The organism is Acetobacter fabarum (assembly GCF_011516925.1).
GTDB classification, from domain to species: Bacteria; Pseudomonadota; Alphaproteobacteria; order Acetobacterales; family Acetobacteraceae; genus Acetobacter; species Acetobacter fabarum.
The window spans coordinates 1-25,298 of sequence record NZ_WOTG01000004.1 but is presented as its reverse complement, the minus strand read 5'-3'; the positions used below and the strand labels follow the sequence as shown (position 1 = coordinate 25,298).

Below are 25,298 nucleotides of genomic sequence, written 5' to 3'. Positions count from 1 at the left end.
TCCAAAACAGGCAGCTTTATCAATGCACCTTGGAAGCAGGCGGCTCTTTTTTGCCATCCTGCTCCACACCTGCATCCGATGCAGGCTGTACCATACGGGCGCTGTCTTCAATCAGCGCATCGGTCAGCACCAGTCGCGCCTTGCGGATTTCGGCCAGTGGCAGAGCCACTTCCGTGCCGTCATCCAGGCGCATACGGGCCACTGTTCCATCAGACCCCAGAGAAATACCGGCAAAGCGACGCCGCCCTTCAATGGGGACCAGAACTTCTGCCTTGGCCTGATGCCCTGCAAAGCGGGTCCAGTCCTTGGCGCGTGTGAGCGGGCGGTCGATTCCGGCGGAGGACACTTCCAGCGTCCATGCCCCCGGAATGGGGTCTTCCACGTCCAGCACAGCGCCTACAGCGTGGCTGATTCGCTCACAATCTTCAACATTGATCAACATTCCGTCTGCGCGGTCAGCCATGATCTGCACCGTAGGGCGCTCACGCCCAAGCACTGCCACGCGCACGATTTCGTACCCCATTTCCTCTACGGCAGGGGCAATCAGTGCGAGCAGGCGGCCTTCAAGGCCGGAATGGGCAGAAATATCTTTGTCCAAAGCAAAAAAGGCGGCCCTTCTAAGGCCACCCCCCGAAACGTCATTCAAATTGAGAAGGATGATGCTTTATCTAGTGCACAAAGGCACAGACTGCAAGGGCAGAAACCACAGCCCCCCTGTTTGTGCGCGATGGACCATAAAAAATAAATTATGGCTGGACCAGTTTTGCGCATTGCGCCAACCCACAGACATGCTTTTATTGCTTTGGCTGCGACATATCTGCAACGCTCCACTACCCAAGGCAAGGAGACTGACCGTTATCATGCAGAACAAGCCGGACCCGGCATGGCAGCCGCAGCCCCAGACGGCTGAAAAACCCTCCAATCTGCGGCTCGGGCTTATTGGTATGGCGGCCTGCGTGCTTATGGCAGGGGCCGGGCTGCACTTTTATGGTGCGGGCAAAAACACCTCCGGCCCGGCTGTGGGCGCCGAGTCCGTTACTGGTGACGACTCCCAGCGCATGGGGCTGCCCCTGAATGTGATTGCCCCGCAGAATGCGGCGCAGGCACTGGCGGGCTCCAGCTTTTCCGCCCAGCAGCAGGCGGATATTCTGGCCGCGGTCAAACGGCGGGATGTGCGGCTGGTGGCCATGCCGGTCTATGATGCCACCGGGGCTGGCGGCATGATTACCCTTGTCTGTGGCCCATGGCAGCAAAGTGTCGGGCTTACGGCCAAGCCCACAACGGTTATCCTGCCCATAAGTGTGAGCGGGCATGTTGAAGTTATTCCTGCAGCGCCACCCGGCCCGGCGGGAATTGGCAGTGGTGCCATAACGGCCTTTGGCCCCATGCCCCTGCCCGTTCTTTATAAACAGGGGGATACCCTTGCACTTACGGTGATCGCGCAATGAAGGGTCTGCTCCCCGCATTAAACCGGCTGATGCCGCTGATGATGGTGATTTTTCTGGTGCTCGCCAGCATCCAGATCGCGCTCAGCCTGCATCTTTCCCTGCATTCCGTGGCCCATGTGCTGCAATGGTGTGCATCTGCCTGGCCTGTTCTGGCGGCATCCGGCCTTGTGCTGAGTGTTGCGGGACTGCTGTTTGAAACTCGGGCCGAACATCTGGCCCGCAAAGGGCTACTACGCCGACGGGGATTCATCATGGACGTTCTTGCCAGACTGACCAATCGCGCCGAACTGGAAGAAATGCTTGCGCGTGAACAGCGCGAAACCACCATAGACGCCGAGGAACTGGCCGCAAACCTGCGTGCCCGCGTGATCGGGCAGGACCAGGTGTGCGAGGATATTGCCGTCCAGCTCCGCCGCCGCCTGGCGCTACAGGTGCGTGGCAAGCCGGTTGGCATCTTTTTGCTCGCCGGGCCTCCGGGCACGGGCAAAACCTATCTGGCCAAGCAGATGGCCCGCCAGCTCGAACGCCCCCTGCTGCATTTTGACATGACGCAGATGAGCAGCCCCCACGCCGCCACCCAGCTTTTTGGCTCGCCCAAAGGCTATGTCGGCTCGGACACCTACGGCAAGCTGACCGGCGGGCTGAAGGAAAAGCCCGATGCCGTGGTGCTGCTGGACGAAATTGAAAAAGCCCACCCCGATGTGTTCAAGAAGTTCCTGACCGCATGGAACGACGGCCACATTACCGAGGCCTCCACCGGGCAGCAGATTTCCACCGTGCGGGCCATTTTTGTGCTGACCTCCAACATTGCCACCGACGCCCTGACCGAAATTGCCGACCGTCTGCATGATGACCCCGACCGCATGCGTGCCGAATCGGTCGAGGCCCTGCGTCAGGCTGGCTTTGCCCCCGAAGTGCTGAACCGTCTGGACCGTATTTTTGTCTTCCGCACCCTGCGTGGGCTGGATATTGCCCGTGTTGGCGCGCTGGAAATTGAAGCCATGATCGAAGGCTACGGCCTGAAGGTGGAAACCAGCGGGATTGACGCCTCCCTGCTGCTGGATGTGATGCGCCGCCAGAGCCGTATGGGGGATGCCGCCTCCGCGCGTGATCTGGTCCGCTCTATTGAGGACATGATCAGCGAGTCCCTTATTATTGCCCGCCAGCAGGGGGCTACCATGGTCCGGCTGGTCAAGGAGGACGACGGCACGGTTGTCGCCAAAGTGGCCGACAACCGTGATGACGGGCTGCATGCCCGCCTGACCCCCTGACCCGGCAAACCACCCTCCAACGCCGCCCACATAACCAAGGCTACCGCATGACCGCTTTTACCCGCCTGTGGCACCGTGCCCCGTTATGGCGCACCGCACTGATAACCGCAGGCGTGTGCGGCACACTGTCCGTTCTGTTCCCCGCACCTTGGCTAGCCTCCAGCGTGCCGGGCTATGGCGCACTCAGCAGCAGGATTCGGCACATGCTCCCCTCCTCCCTCGGCGGCACCGAGGCGAGCGATGCCCTGCACCCCGATGAGGACCAGCGCACGGTTTCCATCCCCCCCATGGACGCACAGTTTGAAGGCTCGGTTGTTTTTGCCGGGCGGCAGCTTCCCCTGCCTGCGGGCAAATGGCACCCGGTTGTGAACTTTCAGGATGATGTGGCGCACGGGGAAGTGCTGACAACCCTGTATGTCCGCTCCGCTCAGGGCATTGTAACCGGGCTGATTATTGCGCAGGCCACCACGCAGTCCCTGCCCATTGCCGCCATGAGCATGATTGAGGCGCAATGCCACAGCTCCTTCAACTTCATGAACGAAGCCGCTCCGCAGGATGGCAACCGCAGCGAATGCTGGATGACCACCCCCATACGGGTGGTGAACAACCTGTTCCTGACGTCCAACGAACCGCTGCAGACACTCCTGAGTGACCAGATGTACATCCCACCCGCCGTGCAGCGCCTGACCATCATGGGTTTTGACCTGCCCCCCATTCTGGTCGATGCAGGCTGGAATCTGGTGGAAAAAAGCAAATCCGGTACGGGTGTGGATTTTATGAGCGTGCATACGCTGCTCAGCCCGGCAGAAGCAGGAGCCCGCCGCGTTCCGGGCGCGCCGGAGAACTGGTCCCGCGCGGGGATGTCCGACTCGGCTGCGGTTACGGATTTTGTCCAGCGCACCAACACCTGGCTACGCGGCTGGGTGCCAACGCTCTTACGTGGGTTTGAGAACAAGCTACCCCAGAACGCCCCGCCCTCGACAGAGGCCATTGACCCGGCTTTTCACGGCTAGGTCGGGCAGGCCCGGAGCAACCGTCTGGGCCGCCCCTTTTATTCCCCCTTACAGAACGGGGGATAAAAGCCCGCCATCACGCAGCAGGTCGGCTGAAACCTCGACCAGAAAATCCATGACCGTGCGGGTCCGCAACGGCAGGGTGCGTGGGCCGGTATGCACGGCATAAAAAGGCAGGCCGGGAATGTTCCAGTCCGCAAACAGGCGGACCAGACGGCCACTGGCCACTGCATCCCGCACCTGAAAAGCCGGAAGCAGGCCAACACCAATACCGGCTTCCACCGCGTACATTACGGCTTCGCTGCTATTGGCACGGAACACGGCGGCAGGGGCAATAACGCTTTCTTCCCCATCCCGCTCAAAGTTCCAGTCCAGACGGCTGGAACCGTAATTATACACAACGCCGGGGTATTCCGTGAGCGCGCGGGGGTGCTCTGGCATGTTATGGCGTTGCAGGCAGGCGGGGGACGCCACCAGCCACTTATGCACCAGCCCAAGCTTGCGGGCGATGAGCGTGCCCTCAGCAATTTCGCCCACGCGCACGGCCAGATCCAGCCCTTCTTCCACCAGATCCCCAAACGAGTCGCGCATGACCACTTCCACCGACAGGTCGGGGTGGCGGTCCAGCAGCTCGCCCATTCTGCGGGTCAGACACAGGCCAAAGGCCGTGGTCACCCCCAGACGCACAAGACCGGAGACCGAAGCACGCCGGCGGCCCAGAACGGTTTCTGCCGTTTCCAGTATTTCCAGCACTTCATAGGCATGAGGGAGCAGGCTGCGACCGTCCTCGGTCATGGTCAGGCTGCGGGTTGTACGCGCAAACAGCGTGGTGCCGTAATGCGCCTCCAGCAAGGCAATATGGCGCGAAATTGTAGGCTGGCTGACCCCTGTCTCGCGCGAGACAGCGGAAAATGAGCCTGTAGCGGCAACACGCACAAAACTGTGAAGTGCGGAAAGAAGATCCATGGAGGTCGGCACCGTTTCCTGTGTAGGCGGCTAGCCTTCTCCAGTGCTGCCGACAACAACAGGTGAGACAGTTCAGAGTGTGCCGAAAATCTGGGCTCCAACCATCCCGCCCTGTAACCAGCATGCTGTGTCAGGCTACGAGCTTATCACCTTCCCTATTGCAGCAAGGTTAGGTTGGATACAACATAGACAGAACAAGAAGCGGCCATGCCTATAGCGCATTAAAGCTATAGGCATGGCCGCAGCCCCGCAGCCTTAACGGCGGCGGGTATGGGGCATGGCCAGGCGCTTTTCCGCCAGACGAGCCAGACGCACAAAGGGCAGACCCAGCAGCAGGTAGGCCGCACCCACCATGAGCCCCGTGCCAAAATAGTCAAAATAGGCAGAGGACAGGCGGATATAGGTCTGTGTCAGTTCTGTCAGGGTGATCACGCTGACCAGAGACGAATCCTTGAGCAGGGAGATAAAGTCGTTGGTCATGACCGGCATAACCAGCCTGAACGCCTGCGGCACCAGCACATAACGCAGGGCCTGCGGGTGGGTCATGTTCAGGGCAAGGGCTGCTTCCATCTGCCCATGGGCCACCGATTGCAGACCGGCGCGGTAGTTTTCTGCCTCGTATGCCGCATAGTTCAGCCCAAGGCTGACCACACCGGCCACAAAGGGGGACATGCTGATACCAAATTCAGGCAGGCCATAAAAAATGAACAGCACCTGAATAAGCAGTGGCGTGCCACGCACAATCTCCACATAGGTTGCAGCCAGCCATGCCAGCGGGCGCGGGCCATACAGGCGCAGCAGCGCAAGCCCAAGCCCCAGTGCAACCGCAACAACCATGGCGCACAGCGAGACCAGCAGGGTCAGCCCCGCCGCCCGGACCAGCTGGGGCACAAACCCGGCATAGCGTTCAAGCTTGACGCGCAACCCGCCCTTGCCCTGCAACTCGGCCACATAGTTGTTCCATGCTGCAGGGGTTACGTTGGGCTGGGTGTGGTCGTTGGTGAGCTGCGCCATTTCTGGCGTCCACAAGTCCCAGCGTGTCAGGATATGGTGCAGGCTGCCGTCCTGCTGCATGACCTGCAGTGCAGCGTTCACCCGCTCGCGCAGTTCCGTGTTCTGGCCCTTGGCAAAGGCAATGCCGTACTGCACCCGGCCAATGGGTTCGCCTACAATATGCAGGTCTGGGTTGGTATCCCCATAATATTTGGCAATGGGGCCGTCGATCAGGATGGCATCCGTGCGCCCATTGACCAGATCCATAAAAGCATCTGTTTCTTCGTCATAGGTGCTCAGGGATATTTTGGTGTTGTTGGTCAGCATACGCTCGGCCTGCGTATCCTTGATTGTACCAACCTTGTGCCCTTCAAGGTCTGCCAGTGTGGTAAACTGCTTGCCCTTGCGGCGCACCACCAGCCGTTCGGAGGTCACGTAATAGGGGATGCTGAAGTCAATGCCTTCAGCATGTTCATCGGTCATCTCGATCCCGCAGATGACCATGTCGTACAGGCCACGTTGCAGGCCGGGAATAAGCCCGTCCCAGTCGTTGTTGATGAAGTCCAGCGGCGCGCCCATATGGCGGCTGAGTTCCTGCATCAGGTCATATTCAAAGCCCGTCAGCTTGTTCTGGTCTTTGAGGTCATGGAACGTGTAGGGCACATCGGCCGAGGAATCGGCGGCCCAGTGGAACGGCTTGCTCTGCGCGTGGGCAGCCGGGGCGGCGCCAGGGGCGGCTGCCAGCACCAGCAGCGCTGCAAACAGGCCAGACAGGACGCCCAGCAGGCGGCGAGGGCGGGGCTGTGCGGTGTTCATCACAGGACGGTCCTCATAAAGCGGCGGGTCTGTTCATGTTCGGGGTTCACGCACAGGACTTCTGGCGGGCCGGCCTCGATCACATGCCCGCCATCCATGTACACCACCGTATCGGACGCGACTTCGGCAAAGCGCATGTCATGGGTCACGATAATCTGGGTCATGCCCTCATCATCAAGTGTGCGCATGACGTTAAGCACCTCCTCGGCCACAATGGGGTCCAGGGCTGAGGTGGGTTCGTCGTACAGCATGATCTCGGGCCGCATGGCCAGAGCGCGGGCAATGGCCGCACGCTGCTGCTGACCGCCAGAGAGCGAGACAGGGTAACGCTGCGCCACCTTGGCCAGCCCCACTTTTTCCAGCAGGGCCATGGCCTCTTCCCGGTCGGCTTCGGCGTTACCGCCTTTGACCACGCGGGGGGCCAGCATCACGTTATCCAGCACGCTCAGGTGCGGAAACAGATTAAAACTCTGGAACACCATGCCCACATGGGTCCGCAGCCGATGGGCCATATGCTCATCCGCGCTCCGCCACGGGCCACCATTGCGCGCAATGGTCACCCCCATGGCCGTTACCGTGCCACGGTCGGGTATTTCCAGAAAATTGAGACACCGCAGGAAGGTGGATTTACCGCAACCCGAAGGACCGATGATAGACACCAGCTCCCCCTTGCGGACCTGCATGGACACGCCACACAGGACTTCCCCCTCGCCAAAGTCCTTGTGCAACTGTTCCGCACTCAGAACTACGGGGTCATTCATAGAAAAAGCCGACCCGGTTTGCACCGGGCCGGCATTAAGACGTTCACCTTGAACGGATGGGTTCTCAGGCAGCTTTCGTCATCCCTCGCAAGACGTACTGAAGGATGCCACCATGCCTATAATACTCTACCTCGTCCAGAGTATCGACCCGGCAAAGCAGCGGTACTTCCTGCTTGGAACCGTCATTTCTTGTAATTGTCATAATCACGTCCATACGGGGCGTGAGTTTGTCAATTCCGGAAATGCTGATCACTTCATCCCCCTTCAGACCCAGGGTCTGGCGGGTTGTGCCTTCCTTGAACAGCAGAGGCAGAACGCCCATGCCCACAAGGTTGGAACGGTGGATACGTTCAAAGCTTTCCGCGATCACGGCCTTGACGCCCAGCAGCAGGGTGCCTTTGGCAGCCCAGTCGCGCGAGGAGCCCATGCCGTATTCCTTGCCACCGAACACAACCAGCGGCACGCCCGCTTCCTTGTATTCCATGGCCACGTCGTAAATCGCGCCTTCCTTGCCGTCGGGGTAGTGCTTGGAATAGCCCCCTTCGGTGCCCGGCACCATTTCGTTCTTGATACGGATGTTGGCGAACGTGCCGCGCACCATCACCCGGTCATTCCCGCGACGGGACCCGTAGGAGTTGAAGTCCTTGGGTTCCACACCGTGTTCGATCAGGTAGCGGCCAGCAGGGCTGTCCTTTTTGATGGAACCAGCGGGGGAGATATGGTCGGTGGTGATGTTGTCACCCAGCAGGGCGAGAATACGCGCACCGCTGATGTTGCCCGGAGCCGTGGGCTCAACCGCCATGTTCTTGAAGTACGGGGGGTCCTGCACGTAGGTGGACTTGGGGTCCCACTTGTAGGTTTCGGACCCGGTGGCAACCTTGAGGCCCTGCCATTCCTTGGTGCCCTTGCCCACGTTGGCGTAGCGTTTGATGAACTCTTCGCGCGTGATGGACGAGGCGATCAGGTCGGCAATTTCCTTGTTGGAAGGCCAGATGTCCTTCAGGTACACCGGCTTGCCATCCTTGGAAGTACCAAGCTGGGCTGTGGTAATGTCCTGCCGCATGGTGCCCAGCAGCGAGTAGGCAACCACCAGCGGCGGGCTGGCAAGGTAGTTGGCGCGCACGTTGGGGGAAATACGCCCCTCAAAGTTACGGTTGCCGGACAGGACGGAAACAGCAACCAGGTTGTTGTTTTCAATCGCGTCCACAATGTTGCCGGGCAGCGGGCCGGAGTTGCCGATGCAGGTGGTGCAGCCGTAACCAACCGTGTTGAAGCCCATGGCGTCCAGGTCTGCGGTCAGGTTGGAGCGGTTGAGGTAGTCGGTCACAACCTGCGAGCCGGGTGCGAGCGAGGTCTTGACCCACGGCTTGGGGGTCAGGCCCAGAGCGCGTGCCTTGCGGGCCACCAGACCAGCAGCAATCAGCACCGCCGGGTTGGAGGTGTTGGTGCACGAGGTAATGGCCGCAATGACCACATCGCCACTGCCCAGCTCGTAATTGGTGCCAGCGACCGGAACCTTCTTGTTGGCTTCGGCTGCGGGAACACCAAGGGAGGAGGTCAGTTCTTTTTCAAACGCGGTGGTGGCGCTCTTCAGTTCCACGCGGTCCTGCGGACGCTTGGGGCCAGCCAGAGACGGCACAACCGTGCTCAGGTCCAGTTCCAGCACATCCGTAAACACGGGTTCGGGCGTTTTTTCGGTGCGGAACATATCCTGCGCCTGCAGGTATTCCTTGACCAGTTTAATGCGGTGTTCGTCGCGGCCGGTCTGGCGCAGGAAGTCCAGCGTCAGTTCGTCCACGGGGAAGAAGCCGCAGGTTGCGCCGTATTCGGGGGCCATGTTGGCAATGGTGGCACGGTCGGCAACGGGCAGGTGGTCCAGAGCCGGGCCAAAGAATTCCACAAACTTGCCAACAACGCCCTTTTTACGGAGCATCTGGGTTACGGTCAGCACCAGATCGGTAGCCGTAGCCCCTTCGGGCAGCTTGCCAATCAGCTTGAAGCCGATCACATCGGGGATAAGCATGGCAATGGGCTGGCCCAGCATGGCTGCTTCGGCCTCGATCCCGCCAACACCCCAGCCCAGAACGCCCAGACCGTTGATCATGGTCGTGTGGCTGTCCGTGCCGTAAAGCGAATCGGGGTACACGTAGTCCTTGCCACCCACGTTGGCGGTCCATGCCACCTGCGCGATGTATTCAAGGTTCACCTGATGACAGATACCCGTATCAGGCGGCACCACGGAGAAGTTCTCGAACGCTTCCTGGCCCCAGCGCAGGAAGGCATAGCGTTCCGCGTTGCGCTCGAACTCAAGGGTGATGTTTTCCTGCAGGGCTTCATCGGTCCCGGCAAAGTCCACCATCACGGAGTGGTCAATCACAAGGTTGACCGGCACCAGCGGGTTGACCTTCTGCGGGTCGCCCTTGAGGTTAACAATACCGTCGCGCATGGCTGCAAGGTCCACAACGCCGGGAACACCCGTGAAGTCCTGCATGAGAATGCGGGAGGGCTTGAAGGGCACTTCCTTGGTGCTGCTGCCTTTGGGCAACCAGCCAGCAATGGATTTTGCATCTTCCACGCTGTAGGAGCGCGCATCTTCAAACCGAAGGATGTTCTCCAGCAGAACCTTGAGCGAAACCGGCAGGCGGCTTACGTCGCCAATGGTTTTTGCCGCTTCGGGAATGGAAAAATAGTGGTAGGTCTTGCCGTCAACCTCAAGGGTGCGGCCTGTTTTGAGTGAGTCGTGGCCAACCGATTTCATCGTCGCTTTCTCCCCGATCACAGCCGATGGCTGGTGATGCGTTCAGGACACCGTTGTGTTCCGTATTGTTCCGCACGGCGTTGCGTGCGTGTCCGCTCTTCGGACAACCGGCTTGATATCCCGTTGGGGCTAGAACATACCGGCACTAATAAAAGGCACAAGCGGGGGAGTGACCACAACCGTGCGAGCAATCCCGCTTTTTGTGTGATTACGGTAACAAAAAGGAGAAGTCCCATCTCCGTGAGCCAGTCTGAACCCCGTGCCAGCGCCCCATCTGGCACCCCTGCCCCCACCGGTACGGTGCTGGAGGCGGACTCCCTTTGCGTGTTCCGCGGGGACCGTCTGGTGCTCGACGGCGTAAGCCTGACCCTGCATGCGGGGGACGCCATGCTGCTTACCGGCCCCAACGGCGCGGGCAAATCCACCCTGCTGCGTGTGCTGGCCGGGCTGCGCAAACCGGATTCGGGGCAACTGACATGGAATGGCCAGTCCATTTTTGATGACCGCGCCGCCCATGCGGAGCGCGTGGCCTATATTGGCCACCAGGACGCACTAAAACCCGGCCTGAGCGTGAGCGAAAACCTGCACCTGTTCACCCGCCCCGGCGCCAGCATGGCCGATGCACTGGAGGCCATGGACCTGTGCGCGCTGGCCGACCTGCCCGCACGCCTGCTTTCTGCCGGGCAGAAGCGCCGCACCGCCCTTGCCCGCGTGCTGCTGGCCCAAGCACCGCTCTGGCTGCTGGACGAGCCGAGTCTGGGGCTGGATTCGGCCGCCATAACCCTGCTGGGCCGTGCCATGGCGGCCCACCGTGCGTGCGGCGGAATCCTGATCGCGACAACCCATGTTCCCCTGCCGCTGGACAACACCTGCGCACTGGACCTGCCCGGTGCCGCCGACCCCCGCCCTTTTGGCGCGTTTGAGGGAGACTACGCATGAACCGGCTGTTCTGGGGCATTGTCATGCGGGACCTGCGGCTGGCCCTGCGCCACGGGGCGGACACGCTGGGAGCGGTGCTGTTTTTTGTAGTAACGGCAACACTGTTCCCGCTGGCTCTTGGCCCCTCGCCCGAGCTGTTGCGCCATATGGCACCGGGCATTATCTGGGTCTGTGCCCTGCTGGCCGCCCTTTTGCCGCTGGACCGCCTGTTTGGCGCAGAGCTGGAAGATGGCTCTCTGGACCAGTTGCTCCTGCTTGGCCTGCCGCCCGCACTGGTGGCACTGGCCAAAATAACCGCCCATTGGCTGACAACCGGCGTGCCGCTGCTGCTGGCTGCGGTTCCGCTTGCGGTCATGCTGGGGCTGCCCTCCTCCGCCCTGCCGGTGCTGCTGGGAGGGCTGTTTTTGGGGTCGGTCGTGCTCTCACTTATCGGGGGGATGGGCGCATCCATTGTGCTGGGCGCGCGGCGGGGTGGCGTGCTGCTCCCACTGCTGACCCTGCCCCTGGCCACACCCGCTCTTATTTTTGGCGCAGCCGCCATAGATGCGGCCTCCAACGGCCTGCCCTGGCAGCCAGACCTTGAACTGCTGGGGGCATTTGTTGCAGGCACGCTCCCGCTCTGCCCCCTTGCCGCAGGGGCGGGATTACGCGCAGCAGCGGAGTAAGCCACACCACAAAAAAGGGGGGCGGCCATTGTGTGGCCGCCCCCCTTTTTTTGAACCCGCCCGCCAATGCGGACTGGCCTGTATGCTTATTTTGCCGGAGCAGCCGCCGGGGCTGCCGGGGCCGGTGCGGCCTTGGCATTGGTGGCCGGATTGGACACGGCCTGAATATCCACCGAGGCATAACGCACGGCTTCCTGCGCATCACGCAGGGCTTCGCTGGCCTTGTAGGGGTCTTTGCCAATCAGCTTGGCTGCGCGGGCCACGTCCTGCGTCACCTGATCCAGCGGCACGGCGGCAATAACGTAATCCGCATCCACGCTGGTCACGCGCAGCACTTCAGCCGCACGGGCCGGATTGCCGGATTTGAGGTGCCGGTTGGCAGCCGCCACAACAGCGGTTTTTTCCGATGTTTCCTCGGCATTGGCGTTCAGTACCAGCTCGCCATCAATTGGCAGCCATGCCACCTGCTGCGTTGTGGGCGCATTGGGGCGGGGGCGGAACTGGCCGGTTTTGCTCGGCATCAGTTCGGCAGCGGCTTTCTGGAAGGCGGTGTTATCCGAGCGGGCCGTGGCCAGTGCCTGCTGGGCGTTGGCAATAAGGGCCTTGGCCCCGGCCAGATCGCCATCAAAAATGGCGTTCCGTGCGAGGGTCAGATATTCGAACGCCATGCTGCCATCATCGGAAAGACGGCTGAAATCCTGCGTAGCTGCGGACTGTGCAACCGTGCCGGACGCGGCGGCACCAGACTGCGCCTGCTGTGCATACAAAGGTGTTGCAACAGCCGTTGCCACCAGAACCGTACCCAGCAGCATACCCATTCGTGTCATGATAACTCCCTTTATCCAGACCCCTGATCATGGGCCTGTATCTGGGGCAATGTTTAAGCGCATCGGGGCGTCTGCAAAGGGCTGCACGCACAATACAGGGCTGTCTTTACGGCAGGGGGTCGGCATAAAAGAAAAACCCCTCCTCCCACCGGGCCTGCACAGCCCGGCGGAGGAAGGGGAAAACCGCTTGCAAACACCCCGTAAGGCGTGCGCTCAGATGTAGTACTCGCTCAGGGGAGCAAAGCCATTAAAGCGGGTGGAGCAATAGGTGGAAACATAAGCCCCCGTCCCCAGCAGGTCGATCAGTTCGCCCGAGCACAGGTCCAGCGGCAGGTCGTAGTGGCTTTTTTCGTACAGAATATCCGCCCCGTCGCAGGTTGGCCCCGCCAGCGCCACCGGCCCCGTGGGGGAACCATCGCGCGCGGTGCGAATAGCGTAGCGAATGGATTCGCCTTCCGTTTCCGCCAGACCACCAAAGCGCCCGATGTCCAGGTACACCCAGCGTGGCCCGTCCTGCCGACCGCGTGCGCTCACCAGCACCACCTCGGTATGCACAACGCCTGCTTCGCCCACAATAAAGCGGCCCGGCTCAACCAGCATTTCGGGCAACGCATTGCCAAAATGCTCGGTCATGGCGCGGCAGATCGCCCCGGCAAAATGGTCGATCTCGGGCACATCCTCACGGTAACGGATGGGGAAGCCCCCGCCGAGGTTGATCATGCGCAGGTCCAGCCCGGCATCGCTCAGGTCCGTAAACAGGCTGGCCACGCGGGCAATGGCGGCTTCGTAAGCCTCGGCCGAAAGCTGCTGCGACCCGACATGGAAGGACAGACCATACGGGTCCAGCCCCAGCTTGCGGGCTTCAAGCATCAGGTCCCGGGCGGATTCGACCGTGGTGCCAAACTTGCGTGAGAGCGGCCATTCCGCATCGTAATTATCCACCAGCAGGCGGCAGTACACGCGGCTGCCCGGTGCGTGCTGGGCAATTTTTTCCAGCTCTTCGCGGCAGTCGAACACGAACATACGCACGCCAGCCTTGTAGGCTGCCTGAATGGCCGACACTTTTTTAACCGTGTTGCCAAAGGAAATGGCTTCGGGGTCCGCCCCTGCCTCCAGGCAGAGGGAGACTTCCTCCCAGGATGCGGCATCAAAGCAGGAGCCAAGCCCGACCAGACGGGTCAGGATAGGCATGGCCGGGTTGGCCTTGACGGCATAGTAAATGCGCGCGAGCGGCAGGGCCTTGCCCAGTGCGCGATAACGGGCTTCCACCTGGTCAACATCGACGACAAGGCAGGGCGTTGCCGGTTTTTGCTCGGCAAGAAAACGGGTGATTTTGGGATTCATGTCCCCACTCCCCCAGTATCAGGCTCCCCCGCCTGTACAGCGGGGAAGGACGTTGCGAAACGGTCTAACGGACCAGCGAAAGGCAGACCTGCAAAGAGGTCCCGATTAGCCAGAACGCTTGACGTCGTTGCGTAACCTCAGAGGGCCAGTGGCACGTGCGTTGCTGCGTAGGGGCGTGCATATGCGGCCAAACCGACACAAGCGCAAGTAAAAAATCCAGATAAAACAAAAAAACTTGGCATCTCCCCCCAACCCCCGATAAGACTTGGAAACATTACGGTTGCTTCACGCTTTTCCGCTGCTTTTTTCATGCAAAGTCTTTGTGCGCCCCATTGTGAAGTAAACCTTACCAGGCTCCACAACCGGCCCCCCGCTGGCCGAATCCATGGTGCGCACGTGGAGCGCCCGATACCGCAATCGGGCCGGACCACAGATCAAGGATTTTTCTGGATTCATGCAGGCTCTCTGGCAGTCGGACCGTTCCCCGCTCCCCCACCGTACCGGGAGTGCTCCCGTGCAGGTCGCCAAGCTGCGTTTTGCCAGCCCGTGGGCCATGTGCCGCAAAGACTGGCGGACCATTGTCTCCAACACGTTCAAGAACCTTGTGTTCGGGCCGACCACGCTGGTGGCTGCGGGGTGTGCATTCTATACCACCCTCTCGCTGTTCCCCGCCATTAGCGCCATGATCTCCATTTACGGGCTGGTGTTTGACGTGCAGACCGTGGCCCCGCAGATGGATATTCTGCGCAACCTGCTGCCCCCCAGCGCCTTCAACCTGCTCTATGACCGGGTGCAGACACTGGTGGCCGAGCCCCCGTCCTCCCTGACCGTAAACCTGATCATCTCGCTCTCGGTTGCGTTGTGGTCTGCCTCGGCTGCCACGCGCTCCATTCTGTCGGCCTTAAACATTGCCTACAACACGCGTGAGAACCGGAATTTTCTGGTTTTTCAGGCCACCGCCTTTGCCATGACCCTGTCTGGTATTCTGGGGGCTGTGCTCACACTGGCCCTGCTGGTGGCCATGCCGCTGTTTTTAACGCTGCCCGCCATCCTGCATATTCCCACCCCGCCCGGTTCCATTGAGTTTCTGGCACGGTGGAGCGGGCCGGTGGTCATGTTTACGTTTGAAACACTGGCCCTGTCGGCCCTGTACCGCTTTGGGCCGGACCGCAAGCGGCATACGCAATGGCGCTGGGTGCTGCCCGGTGCGCTGGCCTCCACCATTACGTGGATCATGGCTTCGCTCGGGTTCTCATACTACGTGGCGCATCTGGCCAGCTACAACGCGACTTACGGGCCACTGGGCGCGTTTATTGCCATCATGATGTGGTTTTTTGTCACCGCATGGGTGGTGCTGATGGGGGCGGAACTGAACGCCCAGATGGAAGGCTATGCCCTAGGGCTTATTCACCCGCCTGAAACCGATTCCATGCTGGCCAGCAAACCCGCAACCCCCACGGACTGCCCGCAGGCACCACGCGCAGACCTGTAAACAGGCTGCGCGCCCGGCCCGAGCGAGACAATAAAGTGCTTGTTATTTACGGGTGACCAAAGCGCTTGCGCTGGAGGTGCAGCGGACGCCCACGTTTGCCAGACTGCGGCTTGGGTGGTGCGCTCAGGGCAGGGGCTGTGCCCACTTCGGGGGCGGCGGCCACTTCTTCAGGCGTTGCGGCCTGCACACTCACATGCGCCACGCCAGAGTTCAGCATGCCAATCTGCGCGGCAGCGGCCTGCGAAAGATCAATAATCCGCCCGTGGCTGTAAGGCCCGCGGTCATTGACCGTGACCACAACAGAGCGGCCGGTCTCTTCCGATGTCACAAGCAGCTTGCTGCCAAGGGGGGCTGTGGGGTGGGCGGCGGTCAGGCGGTTCTTGTCAAACCTTGTGCCAGAGGACGTGCGCCGCAGGTGCTGGCGTGCGCCATACCAGCTTGCCATCCCTTTTTGGGAAACCTTGTGGCCCGAGGCAGAGTCAGTATCGGTCACGTCCTGCGCATCGCGCGCGGCAAGGGCCTTATGCACGGACTCGGCCCATGCAGTGCCGCTTGGTGCTTCCGCCGTGGCCGCGTGGGCTGCGGGGAGCGCGAACAGAGAGGTTGTGACAAACACACTTCCAAGAAGTGCCCGGCGCAGGGCTGACATCCGCCTGTTAACTCCGTTTCCGTGATAGACCATTCCCTAATGGGCGCTTTAGCAGCCCAAAGGCAACCTTTTTCAACCACCACTATGGGTAGCCCACCCTGTATTGCCCGCCCGCGTGGCAAAAATATGACGCACCCTGCCCCCCTGCAGCCAAGGCAAAATGTAGGGTCGGGGGGTATGGGACCACTTTTCGTGCCGCTTTCTCTTGGATACGCGGGCGCATCGTGCTACGGCCCCGTCTGTCATGGAAAGACCTCTCATTGCTGTGCTGAACGGCCCCAACCTGAACATGCTTGGCCAGCGCCAGCCCGAAGTGTACGGGCGGGCAACGCTGGACGACGTGGAACAGCTGTGCCTACAGACCGCCGAAAAGCTGGGACTGGCCATAGACTTCCGCCAGACCAACATTGAAGGCGAGCTGATCTCCTGGGTGCAGGAGTGCCGCAGGCGGGCCAAAGGCATTATTATCAATCCCGCAGGTTATACCCATACTTCCATCGCCCTGCTGGATGCACTGCTGGCTACGGACCTGCCGGTAATTGAGGTCCATATCTCCAACATTCACCGCCGCGAGCCATTCCGCCACCACTCCTACGTTTCGCGCGCCGCCAGCGGCGTTATCTGCGGGCTGGGTGTTGGCGGGTATTCTCTGGCCTTGCAGGCAATGACTGATCTTATTCTGGATGAGGATGACCAATGAGCGGACTGCTCGTGGACGCGGATGCCATTCGGGCTCTGGCCGAAATTCTGACTGAAACCGGACTGACCGAAATTGAGGTGTCTGAAAAAGACCGCCGCATTCGCGTGGCCCGTGCCCCCGCAACCGTGCAGGCAGCAGCCCCCGCGCCGGTGGCCCCTGTAGCCCCCGTGGCCGCAGCCCCCGCAGTGGTTGAAAGTGCCGCCCCGGCTGACCTTTCCCGCCATCCCGGTGCGGTGCCCAGCCCCATGGTGGGCGTGGCCTACCTGACGCCCGACCCCTCCTCCCCCCCGTTTGCAAGCGAAGGGCAGATCGTGACCGCAGGGCAGACCCTGATGCTGATTGAAGCGATGAAGACCTTCAACCAGATCAAGGCTCCCAAGGGCGGCACGCTCAAGGCCATTCTGGTTGCTTCGGGCGACCCGGTCGAATTTGGCCAGCCACTCGCCATTATCGAGTAATGTTCTCCAAGATCCTTATCGCCAACCGTGGCGAGATCGCCCTGCGTATCCTGCGCGCCTGCCGGGAACTCGGGATCAAAACCGTGGCGGTCCACTCCACCGCTGATGCCGATGCCATGCATGTGCGTCTGGCGGATGAGGCTGTGTGCATTGGCCCCGCCTCCTCGCGCGATTCGTACCTGAATGTGGCGGCCATCCTGTCCGCTGCGACCATAACCGGGGCGGAAGCCATTCACCCCGGCTACGGCTTCCTGTCCGAAAACGCGGATTTTGCCGAAACGGTGGAAGCCCACGGTCTGGTCTTTATTGGCCCCACGGCGGAACATATCCGCATGATGGGTGACAAGATTACCGCCAAGACCACCATGCTCGCTCTTGGCGTGCCACTGGTCCCCGGCTCGGACGGGGAACTGGCCAACCTTGATGAAGCGCACGAAGTGGCCAGCCGCGTTGGCTACCCCGTGCTGATCAAGGCCGCCGCCGGTGGTGGTGGACGCGGCATGAAGGTTGCCCACTCCGCCGATGAACTGTCCGATGCATGGAGCATGGCCCGCACCGAAGCCCGCGCGGCTTTCGGGAATGACGCGGTGTACATGGAAAAATACATGGATCGCCCGCGCCATATCGAGCTCCAGATTCTGGGCGATAACTATGGCAACGTGGTCCATTTTGGTGAGCGTGACTGCTCGCTCCAGCGCCGCCACCAGAAGGTGCTGGAAGAGGCAGGCTCCCCCGCCATTTCCGCCGAACAGCGTGATGCCATTGGCCGCACGGCAACCGAAGCGCTCTCGCGCATGGGCTACCGTAACGCGGGCACGCTGGAGTTCCTGTACCAGGATGGGCAGTTCTGCTTTATTGAAATGAACACCCGCCTCCAGGTCGAACACCCCATTACCGAAATGGTGTGCGATGTGGACCTGGTGCGCGAGCAGATCCGCCTGGCAGCGGGCGAAAAGCTTGGTTACACGCAGGCAGATGTCACATTCTCCGGCCATGCCATTGAATGCCGCATTAACGCCGAAGACCCGACCACCTTTGCCCCCTGCCCCGGCACTGTGGCTGTGTACCACCCCCCCGGTGGTCTGGGTGTGCGGGTGGATAGCGCGCTCTATACCGGCTACCGCGTACCCCCGTACTATGACAGCATGATTGCCAAGCTGATCGTCCATGCCCCCACGCGTGCGCAGGCCATTGCCCGCATGCAGCGCGCACTGGACGAGTTTGTGGTGGAAGGGATTAAAACCGTTATTCCGCTCCACCGCGCCATTCTGGAAGACCCCGGTTTCCAGAGCGGGGATTACACCATTCACTGGCTGGAACAGTTTATGGCGCGCACGCACTAAGCCGCCATAACCTGAACAGCTTATGCAAAAAGGCCGGTCCAGAGTATGGACCGGCCTTTTTTGTTAGGCCCCCACCGGCTTATGGCGGGGGCAAGGTTAAAGCACTTTTCAGGCCGGGCTGCTGGCCTGCTGGATGGGGGCGGGAGTAGCGTCCTCCTCCTCCACCTCATACTGGGGGATGGCGTAGTTGTTCTCGGCCCGTGGCACAAACTCACCATCACGCAGGGCCATCTCAATATCCTCCAGCGTGGCCCCACTGGTTTCGGGCACGCAGAAGTAAACAAAAACAACCGATGCCAGATTAACCGCGGCGTAAATCCACATGGTTCCACCAAGGGAAACCAGCTGGACCAGCGAGAGCGCTGTTGCCGTCACCAGCAGATCGGCCCCCCACAGCACGGCGGCGTGCAGGCTGGTGGCAACCGCGCGCATGGGCAGGGGGAACAGTTCCGCCCCAAGCAGCCAGCCCACGACCTGAATACCGCCAGAGTTGAACACCATGAACAGCAGCAGGAATACAACGATCATCCAGCTCCCGACACTGCCCTTATCGGGGTGCAGGGCAAACATGATGCCAAGCCCGATAAGGCTGAGCACGGACCCCGGCCCCATGATCAGCACCAGACGGCGGCGGCCAATACGGTCCACAAACAGACAGCCCAGCAGGGTCATGACCAGATAGACCATGGCAACGCCAAGGCTGGTCAGCAGAGCTGATGAGCTATTAAACCCGGCATCCGAAAGGAAGGTAGGGGTATAGTAGATCATCATCTCCAGCCCACCGGCCTGCGTAAAGAACGCAATACCCAGTGCCGCCACCAGTGCCGGACGCACCCAAGGCAGGCGCAGGCCTTTCCAGCCCCGTTCATCCTCATCCATGCCCAGCACGTTCTTGCGGATTTCGCTGATCTCACGCTGGATAACCTTGCGCGATGTACGCACACGCCCAAGCTGCTTGACAGCAGAAACCATGCCCTCGTTCTCGGCCACCCAGCGGGGGCTTTTGGGCAGGAAGAACATGCTCACGAACACCACAGCCGCAGGAATGGCGGCAATAGCGATCATCGGCCGCCAGCCCCATGCGTCCCGCATGGTAAAGCCCACAAGGTTGGCCATGAAAATGCCAATACCGATGGCCACGTTGAACAGGGTTACCAGATTACCGCGCTTGGCCGCGGGGGCGAGTTCCGAAATATAGGTCGGCACCACCTGCGTGGACCCACCGACCGCAAAGCCAAGGAACACGCGGTCGATCACCAGCATGGTCACGCTTGAGGCATAGGAACAGGCAATGGCCCCCAGCACGAACACCGCCGTAACCAGCATGACCGAAATCCGGCGTCCGTACCGCTCGGAAAACCAGGAAACCCCAACAGCCCCAATGACCGCCCCGACCAGAATGGCCGAAGTTACCATTTCTTCCTGTACGGAGGTTAAGTGGAAGTCCTTGGTAATAAGGAGAAGTGCGCCGGAAATAATTCCCGTGTCGTATCCGTAAAGACCGCCGCATATGGCAGACACAAATGCCGCTATCCACAAGACGTAATGAGCACGTGGGGATATTTCGAGATTTTTTACCGCATCAAGCGTTTTATTTCTTTCTGTCTGCATGACACAATCATGACATACTCGAAAAAACTTGCATATCTTACTAATTTCTATTTATTATAGTAATTGGGATGTTGCATGCCATCTGCCAAACGTGTGGCAAAAGCAGCGCTTTACAGCCGCCCCAGCCCCCATTCCTTTTATGCATTCCCCGTGTTTGTCCCCCGCATTGGGTCACATATTGGTGTAAATGCTTGACACAGGCACACCTCTGGCTATCTGCTTGCACATAACCAAGGGGGGTTCCGGGCCAAGGAACTGAGAGGCCACTTTTTGCACTGCGTCCATCGCAGGGCACCGTGGCGACCCTGCCGCCAGCAACATAGGGTTCTGGCGGGGAACCTGATCCGGCTCATACCGGCGGAGGGACTGGTGCCTGTTAAGGAACAAACGCCCCGCCAACCTGTGCGTGGCGTTGCCAGCAGTGGTCGCGCTCCTTATTGACGGGCCTGTCCTCCTCGCGCCTGAGGAGACTTTGAAGCATGTCTGCCACCACCACACAGCCCACACAGGGCGGCAACCCCAAACCGGCCAACACGGCTGCTCCGGCCCCCGGGCAGGTCACCACTGGCCCTATCCGCGGGTCACGCAAGGTGTATTCCAGCCCCGACGGGCACCCCGACATCCGCGTGCCGTTCCGTGAAATCGCACTCGACCCGGCTGCCAACGAGCCGCCCCTGCGGGTGTACGATACGTCCGGCCCCTACACGGACCACACCGCCAAAATTGATGTGCGCACGGGCCTGCCCAAGCTGCGCAGCGCATGGCTTGCCAAACGTAGCCTGACCGCCACAACCCCGCGCAGCATCCGCCCGGAAGACAACGGCGGGGCCGAGGGCAGCTATCTGGTCCAGCCCTGCCCGGCCCCGCACACAGTGCTCAAGGGTGCTGAAGGCAAACCCGTTACCCAGTATGAATTCGCCAAAGCCGGGATCATTACCGAGGAAATGATCTACGTGGCACACCGCGAAAATCTGGGCCGCCAGAAGGCGCTGGACGAAGCGGCTGCACAACTCAAGGACGGCAACTCCTTTAACGCCGCCCTGCCCGAGTTTGTGACCCCTGAATTCGTGCGGGAAGAAATTGCACGTGGCCGCGCCATTATTCCGGCCAACATCAACCACCCCGAGCTTGAGCCGGTCGTGATCGGGCGCAACTTTCTGGTCAAGGTCAACGCCAATATCGGCAATTCGGCCATTACCTCCTCCGCGGCAGATGAAGTGGAAAAACTGGTCTGGTCCATCCGCTGGGGTGCCGATACGGTCATGGACCTGTCCACGGGCCGCAATATTCACAACATCCGCGACTGGATCCTGCGTAACGCCCCCACCCCCATTGGCACGGTGCCGCTGTATCAGGCGCTGGAAAAAGTGGGCGGGGATGTCAGCAAACTGAACTGGGAGGTCTTCCGCGATACGCTGATCGAGCAGGCCGAACAGGGCGTGGACTACTTTACCATTCATGCCGGTGTGCGCCTGCAACATGTGCCGCTGACCGCCAACCGCGTAACGGGCATTGTCTCACGCGGCGGGTCCATCATGGCGAGCTGGTGCCTGAACGGCCACCGCGAGAGCTTTCTGTACGAACATTTTGAAGACATCTGCGACATCATGCGTGCGTATGACGTGTCCTTCTCGCTCGGTGATGGCCTGCGTCCGGGCAGCATTGCCGATGCCAACGACGCCGCACAGTTTGCCGAGCTGGAAACACTGGGCGAACTGACCAAGATTGCATGGGCCAAAGGCTGCCAGGTCATGATCGAAGGGCCGGGCCATGTGCCCATGCACAAGATCAAGGAGAACATGGACAAGCAGCTGCGCGAATGTGACGAGGCCCCGTTCTACACGCTTGGCCCGTTAACAACGGACATTGCCCCCGGTTACGACCACATTACCTCGGCCATTGGGGCTGCCATGATCGGCTGGTTTGGCACCTCCATGCTCTGTTACGTCACCCCCAAGGAGCATCTGGGCCTGCCTGACCGGAATGATGTTAAAACCGGGGTGATCACCTACCGCATTGCCGCCCATGCGGCTGATCTGGCCAAAGGGCACCCGGGAGCCAAGCTGCGGGATGATGCCCTGAGCCGCGCACGCTTTTCCTTCCGCTGGGAGGACCAGTTCAACCTCTCGCTCGACCCCGATACGGCCTGCGCGTACCATGATGAAACCATGCCGCGCGATGCGCACAAGACGGCGCATTTCTGCTCCATGTGCGGCCCCAAGTTCTGCTCCATGCGGATCAGCCAGGACCTGAAGGAAGATGCCGCGCGCCTTGCGGGCATTGAACAGAAGAATGAGGAGTTCCGGCAGGCGGGCGGCAAGGTGTATGTTGCCGCCGAATAATGAATACCGGCGTATAACTGCCTGAATATTTATAAATATGGAGAATAGGCTTGCCTGTTCTCCATATTTTTTAACCGCACCCGTTAAAAATAATGCCGCAGGAATACCTTGGGTGCGCTCTCTGTATTGAGGCACGAGAACACGATCACCACCACCCAGACCAGACAGGCGGAAAAGCAAAACACCTTGCACCACAAGGAAACTTTTTCGTCCCGCCCCTTCATGATCGGCCAGTACAGGGCCTTATGGCCGTACCACTCCAGCAGCCCAGACACAACCAGCGCCAAAAGCTTGGGCGTAATATAGGCGCGTGCGCCAATATGCACCGGATCGTAAAAAAACAGGGCAAAGCCCGTGAGCATGGCTATGGCATAGCTAATATGCAAAGGACGCAGCATAAAGCGCGAAAGCCTGACCAGTGCATCCCTGTCCATCTGCTGGACAACAGCAAGCGCGAACAGCAACTCCATGCCAAAAAACCCGGCCATGCTCAGAATATGCAGCATTCTGACCAGATAATGCACCGGCTGGAACCAGAAATGGAACGTCCGGCTATCGAGCGCCATAAGCAGGTCGGTTGGCAGACGCATAAAAGCCAGAGGATGATTCGACATGAGCTTACAATTCACCGATCGGTATAAACATTGACTTTAATAATGATTCTCACTAACCCAAACAGTCAAGACAAGTGGAGAATCAGAAAATGAAACGGCTTTTTGCGGCCCTCCCCCTTTTAACCGGGATGTATCTTTTTCCTCCCGTACAGGCTCAGGCGCAAACCGTTTTCCACCTTACACTCAAAGATCATCATTTTGAACCTGATCATCTGAGCGTGCCTGCTGGTGAACGGTTTATCATTGAACTGGAAAACCAGGACAGCACGACAGACGAGCTTGAGAGCTATGACATGAAGTTTGAAAAAATTATTGTCCCCGGCTCAAAAATTCGTGTCCATGCAGGCCCCCTGCACCCCGGACAATATACCTTTTTTGATGACTATCACCCCGATCAGGCCAAGGGAACAGTCACAGCAGAAGCAAAGCCGTAAACCATGCTTGGCAGTCTGATCATTGTTTTCCGTGAAGTTATAGAAGCCGGTCTGGTTGTTGGCATTGTTCTTGCGGCAACGCGGGGCATTGCCGGGCGCGGCTGGTGGGTGGCTGGCGGTGTGGCCGCAGGTGTAGCCGGCGCCGCCATTGCCGCAGCCTTTGCCGGTGCGCTCTCCACCGCATTTTCAGGCAACGGGCAGGACATTTTTTCCGCCGCCATTCTGTGCCTGGCCGTGCTCATGCTCTCCTGGCATGTCATCTGGATGGCCAAGCACGGGCGCGAGCTCGCACAGCAAATGCAGCAGATGGGTGCTGCCGTCTCCTCCGGCAGCCGTTCCCTTGGGGCCATGGCAACCGTGGTCGCCGTAGCCGTGCTGCGCGAGGGGATGGAAGTTGTCCTGTTCCTGTACGGTATTGCCGTATCCACCCATGTTGGCGCGTTTTCCCTGCTCAGCGGTGGCCTGCTGGGCGTTCTGGGTGGTGCTGCCCTGTCTTACGCCCTGTATCGCGGGCTGATCATTATTCCCTTGCGGCATCTTTTTGCCGTTACCAATATTCTGGTCTCCCTGCTGGCGGCTGGCATGGCCTCTCAGGCCGCGGCCCTGCTCGCATCGGATGACCTGATTCCGGCACTGGGTTACGACATCTGGGATACATCCTGGCTGTTGTCCGATGGCAGCCTTGCTGGCCGCACGGCCAAAGCCCTTGCCGGTTACACCGACAGGCCAACAGGGATCCAGATTCTGGTCTGGGGTCTGACCCTTGTATGCCTGCTGGTAACAGAACGCTTTGTGCGCACCCGCCCACACCCCTCCCCCTCACCATAAAACCCCACTTTTTCAACCCTGTGCCTTGAGGCACTTCTGATCATAGAGACCTGAAATGAAGCGTTGTATCAAAGCTTTTTCCGTTCTGACCGCCATTTCCGCCGCCTATGCCGCACCGGCCATGGCACGTGAATACCCCGTTGGTGGCCCCGTGCAGGCCCATGATATGGAAATTGCCGCCAACTACCTGATTGGTGTGGAAATGGCTCCCATGCCCAAAGACATGGCCATGGGTGCAGACACCATCCATCTGGAAACCGATGTGCATGCAACTGCTGATAACCCCTGGGGTTTTGCCGATGGTGCATGGATCCCCTACATTGGCGTGGACTACACGCTGACCAAAAAAGGGTCCAACTGGAAAAATGAAGGCATTCTGCACGCCATGACTGCAAAAGATGGTGCGCACTACGCCAACAATGTCAAAATGGATGGCCCGGGCACCTATACGGTTGTGTTCCGCTACAGCTCGCCCGAAACCAACGGCTTCCTGCACCATACAGACAAGGAAACCGGTACACCGGGCTTTTGGGCACCGTTTACCGAAACCTTTACGTTTAACTACCCCCAGAAGTAATCTTTTCTGATTTCTGGTGAAAAGGGCAGGGATTGTGCCAAATCCCTGCCCTTTTTTGTATTGCAGGGTTGCAATTAAAACATATTTAACTTATCCCCCATTCCCATATTAGTGTTTTTGATAATTATTCGCATATAGGATGCAACCCAATGTCAACCTCCTGTCTGGCGCCGCGCCGTACCCCACCGGGTAGCGGGCACAAAAGCAGAGCATTTTCAAAAACTGTTTTTGTATCACTCGCTTTATCCCTACTCTCCAGCACGGCCGCGTTTGCGCAGAATGCGGAGACGCAGCTGGAGCAGGACCGCCGGCGTCTGGGCAATTCCGGCCCTCTGGTGTCCGAGGTTGACCCTGCCACGGTGCGTGACAGCATGCGCGCGGCAGAAGCGGCTGCCTCCAAGAATGATGAAGACCACCCCGACCTGAGCGACCACCTGCTGGGCAATATG

23 protein-coding genes and 1 pseudogene are annotated in these 25,298 nt (G+C 60.0%); 14 read left to right on the top strand and 10 right to left on the bottom strand.

Annotated elements, in window-relative coordinates:
- Positions 1 to 19 precede the first annotated feature (19 nt).
- Entirely contained in the window at positions 20 to 598 is a 579-nt protein-coding gene (rimP, locus tag GOB83_RS07030) for a ribosome maturation factor RimP (protein WP_086646149.1), read from the bottom strand.
- A gap of 262 nt (positions 599 to 860) precedes the next feature.
- Between rimP and GOB83_RS07025 the strand changes: the two genes are divergently transcribed.
- Genes GOB83_RS07025 through GOB83_RS07015 form a run of 3 tightly spaced genes read left to right on the top strand, consistent with a single transcriptional unit; the run spans position 861 to position 3,732 of the window.
- Positions 861 to 1,448, top strand: a complete 588-nt coding sequence (locus GOB83_RS07025; protein ID WP_086646150.1) for a hypothetical protein — start codon at positions 861 to 863, stop codon at positions 1,446 to 1,448.
- Complete coding sequence (locus GOB83_RS07020) at positions 1,445 to 2,719, top strand: AAA family ATPase (protein ID WP_086646151.1); 1,275 nt, start codon at positions 1,445 to 1,447, stop codon at positions 2,717 to 2,719. Before GOB83_RS07025 ends, GOB83_RS07020 begins: the two co-directional genes overlap by 4 nt.
- 47 nt (positions 2,720 to 2,766) lie before the next feature.
- Entirely contained in the window at positions 2,767 to 3,732 is a 966-nt protein-coding gene (locus GOB83_RS07015; protein ID WP_086646152.1) for a hypothetical protein, read from the top strand.
- A 48-nt stretch (positions 3,733 to 3,780) separates the two neighbouring features.
- Here GOB83_RS07015 and GOB83_RS07010 read toward each other — a convergent pair whose 3' ends face one another.
- The 4 genes from GOB83_RS07010 to acnA all read right to left on the bottom strand — a co-directional run bounded on the left by GOB83_RS07010 (position 3,781) and on the right by acnA (position 10,026).
- The gene (locus GOB83_RS07010) at positions 3,781 to 4,698 is read right to left on the bottom strand and encodes a LysR family transcriptional regulator (RefSeq protein ID WP_086646153.1); all 918 of its coding nucleotides are present in this window, start codon (positions 4,696 to 4,698) and stop codon (positions 3,781 to 3,783) included.
- Positions 4,699 to 4,953: 255 nt separating this feature from the next.
- Positions 4,954 to 6,507, bottom strand: a complete 1,554-nt coding sequence (locus GOB83_RS07005; RefSeq protein ID WP_165925695.1) for an ABC transporter substrate-binding protein/permease — start codon at positions 6,505 to 6,507, stop codon at positions 4,954 to 4,956.
- The gene (locus GOB83_RS07000; RefSeq protein WP_086646155.1) at positions 6,507 to 7,268 is read right to left on the bottom strand and encodes an amino acid ABC transporter ATP-binding protein; all 762 of its coding nucleotides are present in this window, start codon (positions 7,266 to 7,268) and stop codon (positions 6,507 to 6,509) included. Before GOB83_RS07000 ends, GOB83_RS07005 begins: the two co-directional genes overlap by 1 nt.
- A gap of 64 nt (positions 7,269 to 7,332) precedes the next feature.
- Complete coding sequence (gene acnA, locus GOB83_RS06995) at positions 7,333 to 10,026, bottom strand: aconitate hydratase AcnA (RefSeq protein ID WP_086646156.1); 2,694 nt, start codon at positions 10,024 to 10,026, stop codon at positions 7,333 to 7,335.
- Between the two features lie 300 nt (positions 10,027 to 10,326).
- On the opposite strand from acnA, the gene ccmA reads away from it, so the two are divergent.
- Both ccmA and ccmB read left to right on the top strand, forming a co-directional pair.
- On the top strand, positions 10,327 to 10,965 hold the full coding sequence (ccmA, locus tag GOB83_RS06990) for a heme ABC exporter ATP-binding protein CcmA (protein ID WP_264802653.1): 639 nt from the start codon (positions 10,327 to 10,329) through the stop codon (positions 10,963 to 10,965).
- Positions 10,962 to 11,630: a heme exporter protein CcmB gene (gene ccmB / locus GOB83_RS06985; RefSeq protein ID WP_048854764.1), complete on the top strand. Its 669-nt coding sequence runs from the start codon at positions 10,962 to 10,964 to the stop codon at positions 11,628 to 11,630. The genes ccmA and ccmB overlap by 4 nt, the downstream gene beginning before the upstream one ends.
- A gap of 86 nt (positions 11,631 to 11,716) precedes the next feature.
- Here the strand turns inward: ccmB and GOB83_RS06980 are convergent, their stop codons facing one another.
- Entirely contained in the window at positions 11,717 to 12,457 is a 741-nt protein-coding gene (locus GOB83_RS06980) for a YfdX family protein (RefSeq protein ID WP_165925647.1), read from the bottom strand.
- A 213-nt stretch (positions 12,458 to 12,670) separates the two neighbouring features.
- Positions 12,671 to 13,801 carry a type III PLP-dependent enzyme gene (locus tag GOB83_RS06975; protein WP_086646159.1) on the bottom strand — a complete coding sequence of 377 codons (1,131 nt, stop codon included), beginning with the start codon at positions 13,799 to 13,801 and terminating at the stop codon, positions 12,671 to 12,673.
- Between the two features lie 454 nt (positions 13,802 to 14,255).
- On the opposite strand from GOB83_RS06975, the gene GOB83_RS06970 reads away from it, so the two are divergent.
- Positions 14,256 to 15,293 (top strand): YihY/virulence factor BrkB family protein, encoded by a 1,038-nt coding sequence (locus tag GOB83_RS06970; RefSeq protein WP_086646160.1) that lies wholly within the window; start codon positions 14,256 to 14,258, stop codon positions 15,291 to 15,293.
- A 46-nt stretch (positions 15,294 to 15,339) separates the two neighbouring features.
- Here GOB83_RS06970 and GOB83_RS06965 read toward each other — a convergent pair whose 3' ends face one another.
- Entirely contained in the window at positions 15,340 to 15,942 is a 603-nt protein-coding gene (locus GOB83_RS06965) for a septal ring lytic transglycosylase RlpA family protein (protein WP_165925646.1), read from the bottom strand.
- Positions 15,943 to 16,186: 244 nt separating this feature from the next.
- Here GOB83_RS06965 and aroQ point away from each other — a divergent pair, with 244 nt between their 5' ends.
- The 3 genes from aroQ to accC are packed head-to-tail and all read left to right on the top strand — an operon-like array spanning position 16,187 to position 18,443.
- On the top strand, positions 16,187 to 16,642 hold the full coding sequence (gene aroQ, locus GOB83_RS06960; protein WP_086646162.1) for a type II 3-dehydroquinate dehydratase: 456 nt from the start codon (positions 16,187 to 16,189) through the stop codon (positions 16,640 to 16,642).
- Complete coding sequence (locus GOB83_RS06955) at positions 16,639 to 17,100, top strand: acetyl-CoA carboxylase biotin carboxyl carrier protein (RefSeq protein WP_086646163.1); 462 nt, start codon at positions 16,639 to 16,641, stop codon at positions 17,098 to 17,100. The genes aroQ and GOB83_RS06955 overlap by 4 nt, the downstream gene beginning before the upstream one ends.
- Entirely contained in the window at positions 17,100 to 18,443 is a 1,344-nt protein-coding gene (accC, locus tag GOB83_RS06950) for an acetyl-CoA carboxylase biotin carboxylase subunit (protein ID WP_165925645.1), read from the top strand. Before GOB83_RS06955 ends, accC begins: the two co-directional genes overlap by 1 nt.
- A gap of 108 nt (positions 18,444 to 18,551) precedes the next feature.
- Here the strand turns inward: accC and GOB83_RS06945 are convergent, their stop codons facing one another.
- Positions 18,552 to 20,054 carry a sugar porter family MFS transporter gene (locus GOB83_RS06945; protein ID WP_165925644.1) on the bottom strand — a complete coding sequence of 501 codons (1,503 nt, stop codon included), beginning with the start codon at positions 20,052 to 20,054 and terminating at the stop codon, positions 18,552 to 18,554.
- A 479-nt stretch (positions 20,055 to 20,533) separates the two neighbouring features.
- Here GOB83_RS06945 and thiC point away from each other — a divergent pair, with 479 nt between their 5' ends.
- Positions 20,534 to 22,396: a phosphomethylpyrimidine synthase ThiC gene (gene thiC, locus GOB83_RS06940; RefSeq protein WP_086646166.1), complete on the top strand. Its 1,863-nt coding sequence runs from the start codon at positions 20,534 to 20,536 to the stop codon at positions 22,394 to 22,396.
- An 83-nt stretch (positions 22,397 to 22,479) separates the two neighbouring features.
- On the opposite strand, the gene GOB83_RS06935 is transcribed toward thiC, so the two are convergent.
- Entirely contained in the window at positions 22,480 to 23,010 is a 531-nt protein-coding gene (locus GOB83_RS06935) for a hypothetical protein (protein WP_086646167.1), read from the bottom strand.
- A gap of 74 nt (positions 23,011 to 23,084) precedes the next feature.
- Here GOB83_RS06935 and GOB83_RS06930 point away from each other — a divergent pair, with 74 nt between their 5' ends.
- The 4 genes and pseudogenes from GOB83_RS06930 to GOB83_RS14940 all read left to right on the top strand — a co-directional run.
- Positions 23,085 to 23,444, top strand: coding sequence for a cupredoxin domain-containing protein (locus GOB83_RS06930; protein WP_233129098.1), 360 nt, complete (start codon positions 23,085 to 23,087; stop codon positions 23,442 to 23,444).
- Positions 23,445 to 23,447: 3 nt separating this feature from the next.
- On the top strand, positions 23,448 to 24,272 hold the full coding sequence (locus GOB83_RS06925; protein WP_086646169.1) for an FTR1 family iron permease: 825 nt from the start codon (positions 23,448 to 23,450) through the stop codon (positions 24,270 to 24,272).
- A gap of 55 nt (positions 24,273 to 24,327) precedes the next feature.
- A complete protein-coding gene (locus tag GOB83_RS06920) occupies positions 24,328 to 24,849 on the top strand; it encodes an iron transporter (RefSeq protein ID WP_086646170.1) in 522 nt (173 codons plus the stop codon).
- Positions 24,850 to 24,998: 149 nt separating this feature from the next.
- Positions 24,999 to 25,298, top strand: a pseudogene (locus GOB83_RS14940) (carbohydrate porin); the annotation flags it as partial.